The organism is Methylobacterium sp. GC_Met_3 (assembly GCF_026540775.1).
Taxonomy (GTDB): domain Bacteria; phylum Pseudomonadota; class Alphaproteobacteria; order Rhizobiales; family Beijerinckiaceae; genus Methylobacterium.
The window spans coordinates 1-12829 of the sequence record NZ_JALNUL010000075.1 but is presented as its reverse complement, the minus strand read 5'-3'; the positions used below and the strand labels follow the sequence as shown (position 1 = coordinate 12829).

The following is a 12829-nucleotide window of genomic DNA, read 5'->3' as shown; positions in this document are numbered from 1 at the left end:
CCCAAGCCTTCCTCGGTCGCGGTACGCGCCCATTTCTGGCGCGCCACCACTTCGGGCGGAACAGGGACGTGCGAGGAGGGTCCCAGCCCAAGGAAGAAGGAGTCGTAGCCCTTCTGGATCGCGCCGCCCCAGAGATAGACGCGAACGGCGGCCTCATCGAGCGTCTGATCGGCATCCCGTGACATGTCCTTGGCGACGCTCTCAAGTTTGACCTCGTGCAGGACCAGCGCGCCCGTGAGGCCCAAAGGCACCGCCAACCCAATCACGAGGACGGCGAGGGTGAAGCGATAGGGGGTGCGCGCATAATCGCCGACAAGGAAGCGGCGCAGTTTAGCGATGGCGAAGACGGCCAGCGCGACGATGATGGCGAGCCGGAAGGAGTTGCCCTTCGTTATGAGTCCGGCCACGAAGGCAGGCGTTCCCCACAGCAGCAGTACGAATTGCTCCCGGCGCCCGAACGCTGTCTCGGCCGCGTAGACCGCGATGAGGACGAGCGACGTGCAGAGAAGGCTGAGCTGGTTGGGATTGTCCGACCAGCCCCGGAAGCGGTCCCAGTACCAGCAGTCGATCCCCGGAACCCGGAGGTCGAGGAGGCCACAGGCGATCTGGTAGACGAGCGACGCGCCCCCGATCCGCGTCACGAGGCAGGCCGTCCGGCGCAACCCCTCCGATGCGTTCGATCTGGCGAGGCAAAGGCTGCTCACCGCGGCGGCGATGGAGAAGGCCAGGATCTCATGGACGATGTGGGCCTGATCCTGATGGTCTCTGAGAGCGAGGCCCATCAGCAGCCCGAGCGACTGCGTACCGGCGAAGAACGCCCAGTAGGCCAGGATGCGGCGGCCCGCAAGCGTAAGCACGATCCGGCTCCAAAAGATCGCTTCGTAGACGTGCGCGGAGATCCAGATCAGAAGGCACAACTCGCCCGGCCCCACCGGAAGGCTGCCGATCCTGAGCTGGGAAGCCGCCGACAGCAGGAGCCCTAGCGCGAGGACGACGTCGCGCCACCAGGCCTCGCCCGTATCCTCTTTCCGGTCGAGCGCCGGCATACGCCTCTCCGCACGCTGCCCACGCCAACGCGAACCCGTGTGGCTGGCGAGCCTGTGCGAGGATGAGGCCATGCAAAGGGGCCGACAACCGGCCCGACGGCTTGAGGGACGGCAATTCCGGGCTACGCCGCTGGGGCGATTGCGCGGGCCCGCACAGGCGTAATCATGGCCGTGGACCAAAATCGACCGCCTCGTCGTACGGTAACCCGACCATGACAACGATCTCCGCGCCGAGCGATCCAGCTGCGCCGAGCATTGGAAACGCCTCGGGTCGGGCGCCGCCCGGGCGGCCCCACTTCGAGAGCCTCGACATCCTGCGGGTCGTCGCGTGCCTTGCCGTTATACTCTATCATTACACTTTTCGAGGCGCCGCCCGGGACGGCATGACGACGTTCTCGCTTCAGGAGATCCACTGCGTCACCAAGTACGGCTACCTCGGCGTCGAGCTTTTCTTCGTCATCAGCGGGTTCGTGATCAGCTACTCCGCCGAGAATCGGAGCGCCGGTGCGTTCCTGATCGCCCGGGCCACGCGCATCTATCCCGGCTTTCTCTTCTGCATGTCGTTCAGCTTCCTCGTCCTTTGGGCACTCGGTCCGCAGGGCGAGGCTCTCGACGGCGTGCAGTGGCTCGCCAATCTGGCGATCGTCGCACCGGCATTCCGCGCGCAATTCGTCGACGGTGTTTACTGGTCGATCGTCTGCGAGCTCATCTTCTACGCCTGGATTTTCCTGCTCAAAACGGCCTCCGCCTACGGACGCTATACCCTAGAGATCGTTGCCGCCTGGATGATCATCTCTGCCCTGAATATCTACAGTTGGAAAAGCGGCACCCTGTCGTACATCTTGTTGACGAAATACAGCGCCTATTTTGCGGCCGGGATAGTAATATATGAAATATTTTACAAATCCAGATTTGTTGGATTCCCCGTATTCTTCGGACTGATCTTGCCACTGGCCTTAATTCAGGGCACGAACGAGATCCGCTACCATCGGGCCTATTATGCCGGAACAGATTTCAACGTCTGGGTGGGAGCGGTGCTGAACATTGCGGTGATCGCGATCGTCGCCGCAGCTTTGCGGCGACCGCCGATGCGCGCGCGACGCGGCGTGACGGTTCTTCTCGGCGCAGCCACCTATCCCATGTATCTGATCCACCAGAGGATCGGCTACGCGATGCTGGAACGACTCTTCCCATCCTGCGGTCGCCTGCTGGCTCTCGGCCTCACGATACTCGTCCTGTTCGTCGGATCGGCTATGATCTGGCGGTTCATCGAGAGGCCGGGGCAGCGGTTGCTGCGGACGGTGCTGACCGATCGGTTCCCCCCGCGCCAGCTTCCGGTAGTCGCTGCGCCGCCGTCGCCTTAATGGTGGGACTCTGAAGCCGGCTGAATCGGTCAACGCCGTGTCCGGCTGGGTGGAGGCGTCAGAGTCTGTTTGAGCGCATACCGTGGTTTGACAGAGCTTTCGGATTGTGCCGCGAGCACGAGTGCACGAGCGGCGCGCGCGCGGCATTCCAACTCCTGAACTGGAGTTATTCCCGTCTCTGTAGCGACGGCCAAGTCATCGTCGTAACCGGCGGCTGTGAGGCAGTTGCAGCCCTCGTCTGGGGTGAAGCCGGTGAAGGCTTCGCGGATGATTGTATAGAGGTCGGGCACGGTGCGGGCGACAGCAGTCCTGAGCAGATGCTTCAGCTTGGACAAGATTTCTTCATCCTGAGCCTGTCGAAGGATCGATCGGATTGAACTCGGGACTGTAGAGCGGAAGGTAGAGGGCCCGGGCACCCGCCGCCTCGAACGCCTCGCGCCCGCCGGCGACCTCGTGGGCCCGCAGGTTGTCGAGGATCACGGTGTCGCCGGCTTTCAGCACCGGGACGAGGTTGACGGCGACGTAACTGCGAAAGCGCTGGCCGTTCGTGACGCCATCCTTGAGGCTGAGCGCGCACAGGCCGGTGGTGCTCAGTGCCGCGGTGACGGTGGTGGTCTTGTAGTGCCCCTGCGGCACGAGCAACCGGCAGCGCTCGCCGCGGGGCGCGCGTCCGTATTGCGTGGATGCCAGGCGCTCCGCCGATAGAGAATGCGGATGTCCATCCAAAACCGGATACGCCTCACGGCTCGTCCCGTGCGGGAAGGTCCCGGACCGCCAGCAACATGAGGGGACGTATCAGTCCCGGCAGGTCATCAAGACCGACCTGGCCTTTCTGCAGGACGCAGTCGGCGCGGCCGGCCAGACGCCTCCGGTCGTCGCTGTCGACATCCTTCGCCGTCAGCACGATTACCGGAATCGAACCGCATTCCGGCCTCGCCCCCAGGGTTGCCAGGAACTCGAAGCCGCCCATCTCCGGCATCGGCGTCGAGGAGGATCATGCACGGGCGCTCCGCCGCAACGGCCGACAACCCTGCCTTTCCGTTCTCGGCTTTCGTCGCCCGCCAGCCCTCGCGGGACAGGCGTACTGCCATCCGCTCGCGGGCTGCGTCGTCGTCGTCGATGACGAGCAACGGGCCCTCGTGAACCTGGGGGCGGAAGCGGTCCATCACCTCCTGAAGCTCGTCCCAATCGACCGGCTTTTGCAGGTAGCCGGTGGCCCCTAGGAAGAATGCGAGGTTCCGCTCACCCAGCACCGTAACCATGATGACCGGCGTATGCCCGAGTTCGGCATCGCCCCGCAACGCGCGCAGTACCGCCCATCCGTCCATCTGCGGCATGGTCACATCGAGCAGGATCACCCGAGGCCTCAAGGACCGGGCCAACCCAAGACCCTCCTTACCGTCGACTGCGACGGCGACGCTGAAACCGTCACGTTCCAGGAAGCGGGCGACGAGATCCCGCGTCGCAGAATCGTAGTCGACCACCAGGATGGTATCCTGTCCCGCCCGATCACCGTCCGGGCGGACCGGAACCCGGAACCCGGAGACCGGCATGGGGTGCGAGGGGCCCGCGCGTCGAGCGGTAGACGAGCTCGTCACCCTCACGCATCTCGATCACCCCACCTTCGGCTTGTGGTACGGCCGCCATCGCGCCGGCGACGAGGATGTCGAGGATGGCGTCCCGATACCCGGCCGCCTGGGTCACGGACGCCTGTGTCGAGATGAGCGCGTTCTGTTGCTCGATCAGGACCGCCTGGCCGGCCAGGACGCTCTCGCGCTCGGCCATCGCGCGGCGCAGTTCCATCTGGGTCATGACCTGACCGGCGAGGGCCCGCAGGGCGGTCGCCTGGGGCGTGGTCAGCCCGTCCGGTCGGGACCATGTCGATCACGCACAGGCTGCCGAGGCGCCCCCGCCGGTCGCCTGCAGCGGTGCACCGGCGTAGAAGCGCAGGTGCGGCCCACCGGTCACGAGTGGATTGTCGCGCGTCCGAGGGTCCAGCGTCAGATCCGGTATGACCAAGAGGTCGGGCTCGGCGAGGGCGTGCGCGCAGACCGACTTGTCCAGCGTGGTCTCGCTAAAGTCGAATCCCGAGCGGGCCTTGAACCACTGCCGGTCGCCCGCCGCGAGGCTGACGAGGGAAACGGGAACCGCGCAGGTCAGCCGGGCCAACTCGACGATGTCGTCGAACCCCTGTTCTGGGGGAGTGTCCAGGATGGCGTAGTCCTGTAGGGCGTCCAGGCGACGGGCGTTCGCGACCCCAGGTGGTAGCTGCGTCGGATCGGTCATGGTCGCCTCGCTGGCAGGGTTCACGGTGGTTGCCGATGCGAGGCGGCGAATTCGTGCCGCGCAGGTCAGCCTGGGCGGTCGACAACACGGCGTTTCCACGGCGGTTGCTAGGACGCATCGTCCCGCTCGGGGGCCCTTGGTTGGATGAGTGGGGGTTCACCCCCCGAACCGTCCGCCCGATCATTCCCTCTCAATGACGGACACCTTGCCGTCCCGCTCGACGATGGCGACGGCGACTTTCCCCAGGTCGTCCAGCCCCTGCTGGCGCGCAGCCGTGCGCACGTCGGCCTGCTGCATGCGCAGGCGCCGCATGTTGGTCTCGTCCCAGTCGCCGTCGCGGTAGACGACGATCGGGGTGCCGTCGACGATCCGCTCGAACCAAACGAAGCGTAGCTTCAGCCACGATACCGAGACGTGCATGAGCCCCACGGTGAACAGCGCGCTCATCGCGCCGGTAAACGAGTGATCGTCACCCAGGATTGCGCTGACGCTCAGGCCGCCGAACAGGAACAGCACCACCATGTCGATGGGGGCTTGCTGGCTGGCCGTGCGCCGCCCGATCAGCCGGATGACAAACAGGACGATAACGTACGCCGCGGCGGCCTTGAGGACGGTGTTCATGATCAGGGCACCGCGTACTGCGACCAGGATAAGGTCTCTCCGGCATCAAGCCGAGCGGTGAGATCCACCCCGCCCCGGAAGGCTGGCGAGCCGGTGAAGCGGATCAGCGCGTGGCTCTCCCCGACCTGCACCGGGAAGACGAGGCGGATGTTGCTCCCGGCAATTTCCCAGGTCGCCGGCCGGGGCGTGATGCTCTCAAGCCCGAATTGGTCGACGAGATCCTTGGCGATGGTCACGGCCACCTTGTCGCCGCCGGGTGGAACCCTTGTGTCGAAGCGGATGATCGTGGGGCCCCCGAAACGCACCACCGGCTCGTATCGGATGCTGATCGACCCGTCCTTGTTCGTCAGGCTGCGCTCGCTGAACGGACCATGCCCAAGCAACCCCAGGGCGCAGACCAGCACGAAGCCAAGCATAACGAACCGGCCTGCGAGCTCCGCCTTCCGCCATCTGTCCTCGAACGCCGGGTAGAACCCGTTCGCAATCTCCTCCGGCATCGGGGGATCGTCGTGGATGACTTCCAAGGCAGTTCGCTCCCGTGGCGTTTAAAATTCCCGCCGCAGCCTTTGTAACAGATCGGACGGCTTCGCCCTGGTGGAGGACGCCGCGCTCTTTGACGGGACTGAGGCCAACTCAACGCGCACCGGCCGGACAAACTTGCTTAGGCCCTGAGCGACGTCGACAAATGTGACGTCCGTATGCTTTTCTGGCCGTCTCCCTCCGAAGCGTCTATTCCGCTCACGACCAGTACGAGTCGCGTCAAGCGACACTCGTGAACGTCTGGATTGGGTGGTTTTGAGGCAGTCCGCTTCCGAACGGACATTTGGCGGAAGCGGACGCTCTAGGATTCGTTTCAGGCCACTCGAACGGTGGCGAGGAAGCGGACGACATCCTCCGGCAGGTGGTTGGACTGAAGCCGTCCGCGCTGGCTTGCTAGCTTCCCGAGATCATCCCCTACTGCCCGTTCCGGTCCCGCTGGGTCCGCGGTGGAATAGCCCCGCGGGGAGGAACACTGAGCGTCGGCGTTAGAACTTGTCCTGGCGTTAGCCAGCAGGATTTTCGCACCTCGCCGTCATCGCAGCAACGGAGCCCTGGTGCCGCGCCGCGATCCGGTCGAGGAGGATGTGCGGCACGGTCAGAGCTGACAGCATCTGGAGCGTGACGACCAAGAGGGTCGCCGCCGCACCGGACGAACTGGCGGCATAGAGCGGCCAGAGGCCGGCACCCAGCATGACGGTCAGAGCGAAGATCGGCAGCGAAGCCAGCACGGCTCGCTGCATAGAGTGCACGCCGGGGGCCTTGATTGGGTCCCGTACCAGGGCGAGCATGTGCCTTGGGGCATGGAGGCCGACGAAATATAGGGTGAAGGCCGTGAGGGGCGGCAGCGCCAGAAAGCTCACCGCCAGGACGATCATCTCGCCGAGCACGCCCCGTCGGGTCCCGCGCGTGAGAAGCCAAGCCGCAGTAAGGGCAAGCCAGAGCCACGCGGCGGTCGACCACCACACCGGAAGCTGCGGCATTGGCGAACGGGTCACGACCGCGAAAACCTCCGCCGTCTGGTCCGGGTGCAACAGAGCTGGCAGTGCGACCGGTAGGCCCCCACGCACGAGCGCCTCAATTGGTCTGCCCGGGCCTGCATCTTCCAGGCCGAAATGCAGGACCGAGACGGCGAGGAACGTCGCTAGGGTGACGAGAGGCAGGATCTGCCACGCCAGGAGCACCAGCGCGGAAAGACCGAGATAAGGGAATGCAAAGACCCCGAACCACACTCGTCCATAGCGGGGACGCAGCAGCGGCGCTGCCACCGCGCCGTCCAGCGCCCCGTGCGGAACCCCCAAAACGATCACCCCAGCCAGGGCCACGAGCCATGAGCTCTCGCGTGGCAGACAGGCTGAGGCGACCAGCCCGAGACCCATCAGAACGCCCGCGCCCTGCAGCAGCCATGCGCGCCGAACGGGCACGCGGTGGCGGCTCGCGCCGGCAGTATCCCCGATGAGGGAGACAGGCGACGGAGCTGCCATCCGCCTCAAGCCGCCCGACGCAGCGGCGTCGTGGCCCCGCGGTCGTCCTTCAAATCGCGGTCGACAGCGTGTGTCGTCTCCAAGGTCGCCATGATTCCGTAGACGACCTTGGCGGTCAGATCGAGGATGGCGATCGCCGCCAGAGCTAGCGTGGGCGACAGGAAGCCGAGGCCATCCTGGCCGACGAGCAGCACGATCGGATAGGCGGACCACACCCCCGTGAGGAACACGGCATTGCGCAGGAAAGCTTTCCGTACGTCGCCCCGCTCCCCGGCATTCTCCTCGCGCAGTTGCACGAAGATCCCGTAGAACACTGCCAGAAAAGCGCCGCAGGAAATGGCGAACCACGTCCACTTCACCGCGGCGACGTCGGACAGGCCAAAGGCAAGGGCAGTCACGACCATGATCAGGTCGGATCCGATCAGCCCCCACACGACGGCCGGGCGCCGCATGCCGGAATGCATCGCGGTGCGAGCGAGGCCGACGAGCAGCAGGGGCGTCGTGAACGTCCAGTCGATGTAGCGCGCAAAGTAGAACTGCCGCGCAGCCTCAGCCGCATCGGGCCCTGCTGGAAGGACGAGGCTTCCCTGTCCCGTGGCCATCGCGAAGTAGGAGCAGGCTGCGATGATGGGTACAATCCCGTGGATGATCCCATCAGCCTCCTCAGCGGGGGTCCGTCGCTTCGCCATGAACAGGATCACGGCCGCTCCCGCCGCCATGCCGGCACAGCCGAGCCACAGCCAAAATTGAGGCGTCATCGAATTCTCATGAGGATAGGGATGAAGCAGCTGCGCACGAACGTGGCAGCACGTCCACAATCGACCTCAAGCGAGAACGTTTCGTAGGGTGATTGTCGCAGTCGGGCGTGACCTTCACTAGAGCCGCTGCTGAAGGCTTTCCGCCCTCCCATTAGCCACAAAGCGTCGCAGCTGCCGTAGCCGAAAGCCTCAGCGTCCGTAGCAGCGTCGTCCGCTTCGGAGGCTAGGCTTGTGGACGGTGGCAAACTGCCGCTCGAGTACGAGACGTGGCGCGTAGCCACGAAGCAAATGGAGCGGGAGGTACAGCGCAGCGGCGTCGAGGTCGTGCGCGTGCCGATCGAGGCCGACGTCACCACTGCATGATGCGAACGCGTCGGGCTATCGCGAGATGCCATGGCATGGGCTCGGTTCGTGGCCGCGGCGCTGGAGGGGGAAGCTGTGACTTAACCAGCTGGCTTTGGACTGGTTGATTGAGAGGATCAGCCTGGACCAGAGGAGTTGGAGATGAAGCGAGGACAAAGGCTGAGCGCGCGAAACAAGGCAGCCTCGACTGTCTCGTTTGGGACCTGAGCAGATCCGGGGCTATGATCGAAGTTGATCGGCATTCAGCCCCGCCAAATATTTTCCGTCTAATTTCGGCAGGACTTTCGCTTTTCCAGCGCTGTGAGCTAATTTGGAGCAGCGATCTAAAGATCGGCGTAAAATTCGCTGATTCAGTATCGTGGAGGCCTACGACGATCAAACCGTCAACGCGATTAAAAACGCCGGTCGAGGTGGTCGCAAACTTTGATGTCGTATATCGAATCCAATCATCGGTAAGATATTCAAAGTTGCGACTGGCGAATTTGAGACACGCTCAAAATAAAAAGACTTTGATTTCTGTAAAAGTTGCATAAAATCCGCTGACACCAAACCAAGCAGAGGTTGCCTACCAGCCGACCCTCTAAAGCCGCGAGTAGGCTTCAAGGTGGCTTCTGCTGTATTTGGGGACCTGTTCCACACTGTGGACTGCCTCGCCAAGCGCGATGGCAACCAAGCTGCCTTCGTGGAGCTTGCAGACGCCAGCCGACTCCCCGACTGGTTTCTGCTGATCGCAATGTCGATCCAGGTGCGGCACCGCTGCGAGGTTGTCGAAAGAGGCGAAGACTTCGTGAGGGTGCAGTTCATCGGCGAATGATGCTCACCCATGGATCACCTCCTCAGCATCGGGACCACCGTAGAGCCGCAGCGCACGGCCGACATCGCGTCGAGCGGAGTTCTTGAGTTCCAGGAGCCATTTCCGGTGGCCCGCGTCATCCACGGCCTTCGCCAGCTCGAAATCGGAGATTCACGCCTCGCTCGGTGGCCAGCCGAGCCAGGAGAGGTAGCCGGTGGCGGGATCGGCCCATGCGCAAACCCACGTCTCGCCGGACGGCTTGTGCAGGATGCTGTCGCCGGTGCGGAAAGGTAGCTTCTTATTCGTGTCGCTCATGCTGCCCCGACGATGTTGGGCGCATCCACGGCTACGGTCCGAAGATTGCTAAACAAGCCATTAATAGGCCGGTATGTTTCAAATCGAGAGCGTTGATCATGCTTAATAGACGCGGAACACAGCGTTGCCGAACATATCTCGGGGCAAAAATTGCTTTCGATGATCACTGCCGTACTGTCGACTGCATGGTCCGAGACCTGTCCCAAAAGGGGGCCAAGCTTGTACTTGCTGGTAAGGTTCTCCTCCCTGGCCGCTTTGATCTGTCGATACGCCAGCAAGGCATCACACTGCGAGCCGAGGTGATATGGCGCAACGCTGACCAGGTTGGGGTTGCCTTTCTGAACTAGGCCCGGGCCGGCGATCCTGAGCGTCTGGCGCGATTGCGTGCCCATGGTGGTGCCGCGTTCATTCATGGCCCACCTCCATCACCTTCCGCAGGCTACGGAACGGCCGGACAACCCGGCTGCCGTCCTGGCGCTCGATCAGGACGTTGTGTGGGGCGCGGCGGCGGCTCCGGGCCGATCCGCTCGGCTTCCCAATCGGCGCGGCGGATCCAGCGCTGGTCCGGGTTGGGGAGGCCGCCTCGAATACATCGCATTGATCATAGCAACGAAACCGTTCGATCATCGATCGTGTGGTCTGCTCATCCGCGAGGAGGCCGGAGCCATGACGATCACCACCTCGATCGATGCAGTCGGACTGTTGAAAGCGACGGATTTAATCCAGTCGGCGAGGGCCGAAGCTGCAATCGAGCATCGCGCCGGTCTGCATACTGTGACGATGGTCGTGCCCGAGTCCAACGAAGCAGGCTCCGAGGCTCAAAAGGATGCTCGAGGCCTGCCGGCGCCTCAGAAGCGTGTGATCGACATCAGCGTTTAAGCCTGACCAAGCCACATAATCGCATCTCAGAAGGTCATCGCGCGTGATCGTGCTGTCGGCTATGGGGCTACTCGGCTGCGGTGAGGATGGTCTCTTAGGAGACGGATATGCGGGCACCGATTGACCAACCGACAGGGTGCTCCGATGCGAGAAGGCGGAGTTCGGAGGTCCACCATGCCGTTGGAGCGTTACGAGGCGGGCCAGCCGGTCATTGACGAGGAGACGCTCGACCACGGGCGCTTCGGCATGCTCGACAGTCGGGTAATTCCCTGCCGGATTCCAATTGAGCTGCTGCACGCTCTGACTGATGTGAACGATCTGTCGTTTGACCCGCTCGTCGTCTTCCTGAACTACCGCACCGAAATCGAGGACGTTGCGATCAACAAGTACGAGCGCGAGGGTGCGCCGAACGGTATCCTCGAGCTCGACGATACGGACTTCGTCTAGGAAGACGCGAGACCGGAGTTCGACCGCCTTGATGTGCTGGATGGGGGCGGCGAGCATCATGCCGCCGCTCCAGGTGCAGGATCTGCGAAGAGGGGGTGGTGGTCCCCGGGCGCAAAGCTGATCGCACGGTAGATTGCGGAGGCCGGAAGTTCGACGCACGAATGTTTCAATTGCAACCGTTCGGAAATCTGCAGGCAAGACAGATTGCCTAATACCGAGGGATGACCGATCTGCTATCTAAGGTCTTGCTGTGGGTGGCCGCCTTCCTTTTCATTGGGGCCGCGGTGATCCTGGTCGCGGTCTTGACGAGGCAGTCTCGAAACAACGCAAAGCCCTTGAGGCATGCGCCACACGCGTCGCAAAAATCGGACGAGCGACTTGGGAGTCGTTGAGGCACGCGCGTTCATGCCGCTGTAGCCGCAGCCGCAGCCGACGAGAATGTGCGCTTGCGCATGCCGGACCGCGCCAGACGGCACCAGATACGAGCCAGAAATGATGCTGGAGGCGGTCATGGACCGGTCGGACAACGTCGTGCAGCTTCGCCCCCGAGACGCACCGAGCCGTGCTATGGCTCGGAGCCGCCCTGAGCCCGAACGCGGCCTTACCGATGTACTCGTCGTCGGTGGAGCGCTGGCCGGGCTGATGCTCATCGCGCAGCAACTCGTGCTTGGATTAAGTGCCGGGTGAGACATCGTCATCGACCCGCTTCCTGAGTAGCGTGCCGGGGGTTAGCGCGGCGACGAGCCGCTGAAGCTGATCGGCGCCCGGCTCGTTGATGTCTTGATGTCCGATCCGCTGATCCCGCTGAGCGCGGCCGCCACGTTCGTCGGGGTGGGCTGGCTGATCATCCACGCCGGGCGCCAGTACGACGACGCGATCCAGCACACGCTCTCGGTCTTCGCGCTGGTGATCGGTCTGCTGGTCCTGATCGGTGTGACGGCGAAGTTGCGCTCGATGATGGGCGTCGGTCGCATGTCGCATCGGATCGAGGCTCAATCGCAAGTCGACCCGGTGAAGCCGGTTCGCGCCGTGCGGAATCATGATCCAGGGCAGCGTTCCGAACTGGCCAAGGCGATCGGGCTAGACGTGCCCGGCAGTCAGGCGAAGCGGCAAGCGGCGGAGTAGCGCTATGCCTCAGTGCCAAGCCACCTGCGGCTTGAGCGCTGGCTTCACCAGCCAGGCGGTCACCAGCACGTCGGCGATGCAGCCGATCTGGTCAGCCTTTCGCCAAGCCGCGCGACAGACGAGCGCCTCACCGGTGTCGTCGAAGGTGAGGATGAAGACTTCCGGCAGAGTTTCGGTGTTTGGCAACGTGACCCGGATGCCGGTCGCTGAACGGTCGGCAATGATGCAGGGAACGGTCCTGTGCTCGTCGACCAGGATCATGCCGGGGATGTTGAGGCAGGTCCGATCTTCTGCACGACGCTCAATCATCGAAAGTGCCCTGAGCCATTTCCGCATAGGATGCACGTCCAAGGTGGAGGGCCACTAACGAGGAACATTCGAATTGTTCGGATCTGGGTCGAATACGGCATGCCGCTCTTCGACTGCGCCGGCTTCGATCATGCGGCGATAGGGCGAACGACCACATCCTCGGCGTAGACGAGGGTTGCCATGACGCCAGACTGCATTTGAGTGAAAACTGCGTCGAGATCACCGATGCTGTGCATCAAGACGGCGCACGAGAGGGCTACGATCTGCGTGGTGCAATCAGTTCCCTCGGTAAGGAACTCGCGGATCGCATCGACGAAGGATGCTGTGACGTCGCCTTTCCGCGATGCCCTGAGCACCTGCTCGCAGTCTTCTCGCAGCGGGGCGATCTCGCCATCCACAACCGAAACCCATTGCCGGGTATCATCGTAGATAAGCCAGCGCACCGACCCCTGAGCAACCGGGGCCAGTCCTGCGAGATAGCGCCGAGCGGCCGCGTCATCGT

Annotated in this window: 18 protein-coding genes and 1 pseudogene; 6 read left to right on the top strand and 13 right to left on the bottom strand. The window is 63.5% G+C overall.

All coding sequences use genetic code 11. The features are described from left to right. A partial coding sequence (locus OXS27_RS29990) for a hypothetical protein (RefSeq protein WP_267361194.1) occupies window positions 1-1046 on the bottom strand: 1046 nt, incomplete at its 3' end. Between the two features lie 212 nt (window positions 1047-1258). Here OXS27_RS29990 and OXS27_RS29985 point away from each other — a divergent pair. Then, window positions 1259-2410: an acyltransferase gene (locus tag OXS27_RS29985; RefSeq protein ID WP_267361192.1), complete on the top strand. Its 1152-nt coding sequence runs from the start codon at window positions 1259-1261 to the stop codon at window positions 2408-2410. A 179-nt stretch (window positions 2411-2589) separates the two neighbouring features. Here the strand turns inward: OXS27_RS29985 and OXS27_RS29980 are convergent. From OXS27_RS29980 to OXS27_RS29945, 8 genes and pseudogenes are all read right to left on the bottom strand, one after another. Next, window positions 2590-3088 (bottom strand): annotated as a pseudogene (locus OXS27_RS29980) (transposase); the annotation flags it as partial. 134 nt (window positions 3089-3222) lie between these two features. Continuing rightward, on the bottom strand, window positions 3223-3894 hold the full coding sequence (locus OXS27_RS29975) for a response regulator (protein WP_267361190.1): 672 nt from the start codon (window positions 3892-3894) through the stop codon (window positions 3223-3225). A 25-nt stretch (window positions 3895-3919) separates the two neighbouring features. Beyond that, window positions 3920-4222, bottom strand: a complete 303-nt coding sequence (locus tag OXS27_RS29970; protein WP_267361188.1) for a hypothetical protein — start codon at window positions 4220-4222, stop codon at window positions 3920-3922. A 72-nt stretch (window positions 4223-4294) separates the two neighbouring features. Beyond that, entirely contained in the window at window positions 4295-4720 is a 426-nt protein-coding gene (locus OXS27_RS29965; RefSeq protein ID WP_267361186.1) for a GAF domain-containing protein, read from the bottom strand. Between the two features lie 156 nt (window positions 4721-4876). Further along, complete coding sequence (locus OXS27_RS29960) at window positions 4877-5317, bottom strand: YetF domain-containing protein (RefSeq protein WP_267361184.1); 441 nt, start codon at window positions 5315-5317, stop codon at window positions 4877-4879. Window positions 5318-5319: 2 nt separating this feature from the next. Continuing rightward, the gene (locus OXS27_RS29955) at window positions 5320-5841 is read right to left on the bottom strand and encodes a hypothetical protein (protein WP_267361182.1); all 522 of its coding nucleotides are present in this window, start codon (window positions 5839-5841) and stop codon (window positions 5320-5322) included. A gap of 519 nt (window positions 5842-6360) precedes the next feature. Further along, window positions 6361-7278 carry a Brp/Blh family beta-carotene 15,15'-dioxygenase gene (locus OXS27_RS29950; protein ID WP_267361180.1) on the bottom strand — a complete coding sequence of 306 codons (918 nt, stop codon included), beginning with the start codon at window positions 7276-7278 and terminating at the stop codon, window positions 6361-6363. Window positions 7279-7343: 65 nt separating this feature from the next. After that, window positions 7344-8096: a bacteriorhodopsin gene (locus OXS27_RS29945; protein ID WP_267361178.1), complete on the bottom strand. Its 753-nt coding sequence runs from the start codon at window positions 8094-8096 to the stop codon at window positions 7344-7346. 231 nt (window positions 8097-8327) lie between these two features. On the opposite strand from OXS27_RS29945, the gene OXS27_RS29940 reads away from it, so the two are divergent. Together OXS27_RS29940 and OXS27_RS29935 are read left to right on the top strand one after the other, a co-directional pair. Next, window positions 8328-8459 (top strand): hypothetical protein, encoded by a 132-nt coding sequence (locus OXS27_RS29940; RefSeq protein WP_267361176.1) that lies wholly within the window; start codon window positions 8328-8330, stop codon window positions 8457-8459. Between the two features lie 604 nt (window positions 8460-9063). Then, window positions 9064-9273, top strand: coding sequence for a hypothetical protein (locus OXS27_RS29935; RefSeq protein WP_267361174.1), 210 nt, complete (start codon window positions 9064-9066; stop codon window positions 9271-9273). Window positions 9274-9423: 150 nt separating this feature from the next. Here the strand turns inward: OXS27_RS29935 and OXS27_RS29930 are convergent, their stop codons facing one another. After that, on the bottom strand, window positions 9424-9567 hold the full coding sequence (locus OXS27_RS29930) for a hypothetical protein (protein ID WP_267361172.1): 144 nt from the start codon (window positions 9565-9567) through the stop codon (window positions 9424-9426). Further along, a complete protein-coding gene (locus OXS27_RS29925) occupies window positions 9564-9980 on the bottom strand; it encodes a hypothetical protein (RefSeq protein ID WP_267361170.1) in 417 nt (138 codons plus the stop codon). The genes OXS27_RS29930 and OXS27_RS29925 overlap by 4 nt, the downstream gene beginning before the upstream one ends. A gap of 253 nt (window positions 9981-10233) precedes the next feature. On the opposite strand from OXS27_RS29925, the gene OXS27_RS29920 reads away from it, so the two are divergent. The 3 genes from OXS27_RS29920 (at window position 10234) to OXS27_RS29910 (ending at window position 12018) form a co-directional block, all read left to right on the top strand. Then, on the top strand, window positions 10234-10446 hold the full coding sequence (locus OXS27_RS29920; protein ID WP_267361168.1) for a hypothetical protein: 213 nt from the start codon (window positions 10234-10236) through the stop codon (window positions 10444-10446). Window positions 10447-10620: 174 nt separating this feature from the next. Further along, window positions 10621-10893, top strand: coding sequence for a DUF1488 domain-containing protein (locus OXS27_RS29915; RefSeq protein WP_267361166.1), 273 nt, complete (start codon window positions 10621-10623; stop codon window positions 10891-10893). Window positions 10894-11676: 783 nt separating this feature from the next. Continuing rightward, window positions 11677-12018, top strand: a complete 342-nt coding sequence (locus OXS27_RS29910) for a hypothetical protein (protein ID WP_267361164.1) — start codon at window positions 11677-11679, stop codon at window positions 12016-12018. 9 nt (window positions 12019-12027) lie between these two features. Here the strand turns inward: OXS27_RS29910 and OXS27_RS29905 are convergent, their stop codons facing one another. Together OXS27_RS29905 and OXS27_RS29900 are read right to left on the bottom strand one after the other, a co-directional pair. Next, window positions 12028-12354: a PilZ domain-containing protein gene (locus OXS27_RS29905; RefSeq protein WP_267361162.1), complete on the bottom strand. Its 327-nt coding sequence runs from the start codon at window positions 12352-12354 to the stop codon at window positions 12028-12030. A 101-nt stretch (window positions 12355-12455) separates the two neighbouring features. Next, the coding region (locus OXS27_RS29900) for a hypothetical protein (protein WP_267361160.1) at window positions 12456-12829 on the bottom strand (374 nt) is incomplete at its 5' end.

Bases quoted from the DNA above. Each gene is read 5' to 3' on its own strand.
- OXS27_RS29930 (WP_267361172.1), bottom strand. From the start codon at position 9,567: ATGAGCGACACGAATAAGAAGCTACCTTTCCGCACCGGCGACAGCATC.
- OXS27_RS29985 (WP_267361192.1), top strand. From the start codon at position 1,259: ATGACAACGATCTCCGCGCCGAGCGATCCAGCTGCGCCGAGCATTGGA.
- OXS27_RS29970 (WP_267361188.1), bottom strand. From the start codon at position 4,222: ATGACCCAGATGGAACTGCGCCGCGCGATGGCCGAGCGCGAGAGCGTC.
- OXS27_RS29910 (WP_267361164.1), top strand. From the start codon at position 11,677: ATGTCCGATCCGCTGATCCCGCTGAGCGCGGCCGCCACGTTCGTCGGG.
- OXS27_RS29925 (WP_267361170.1), bottom strand. From the start codon at position 9,980: ATGAATGAACGCGGCACCACCATGGGCACGCAATCGCGCCAGACGCTC.
- OXS27_RS29945 (WP_267361178.1), bottom strand. From the start codon at position 8,096: ATGACGCCTCAATTTTGGCTGTGGCTCGGCTGTGCCGGCATGGCGGCG.
- OXS27_RS29915 (WP_267361166.1), top strand. From the start codon at position 10,621: ATGCCGTTGGAGCGTTACGAGGCGGGCCAGCCGGTCATTGACGAGGAG.
- OXS27_RS29960 (WP_267361184.1), bottom strand. From the start codon at position 5,317: ATGAACACCGTCCTCAAGGCCGCCGCGGCGTACGTTATCGTCCTGTTT.
- OXS27_RS29905 (WP_267361162.1), bottom strand. From the start codon at position 12,354: ATGCGGAAATGGCTCAGGGCACTTTCGATGATTGAGCGTCGTGCAGAA.
- OXS27_RS29920 (WP_267361168.1), top strand. From the start codon at position 10,234: ATGACGATCACCACCTCGATCGATGCAGTCGGACTGTTGAAAGCGACG.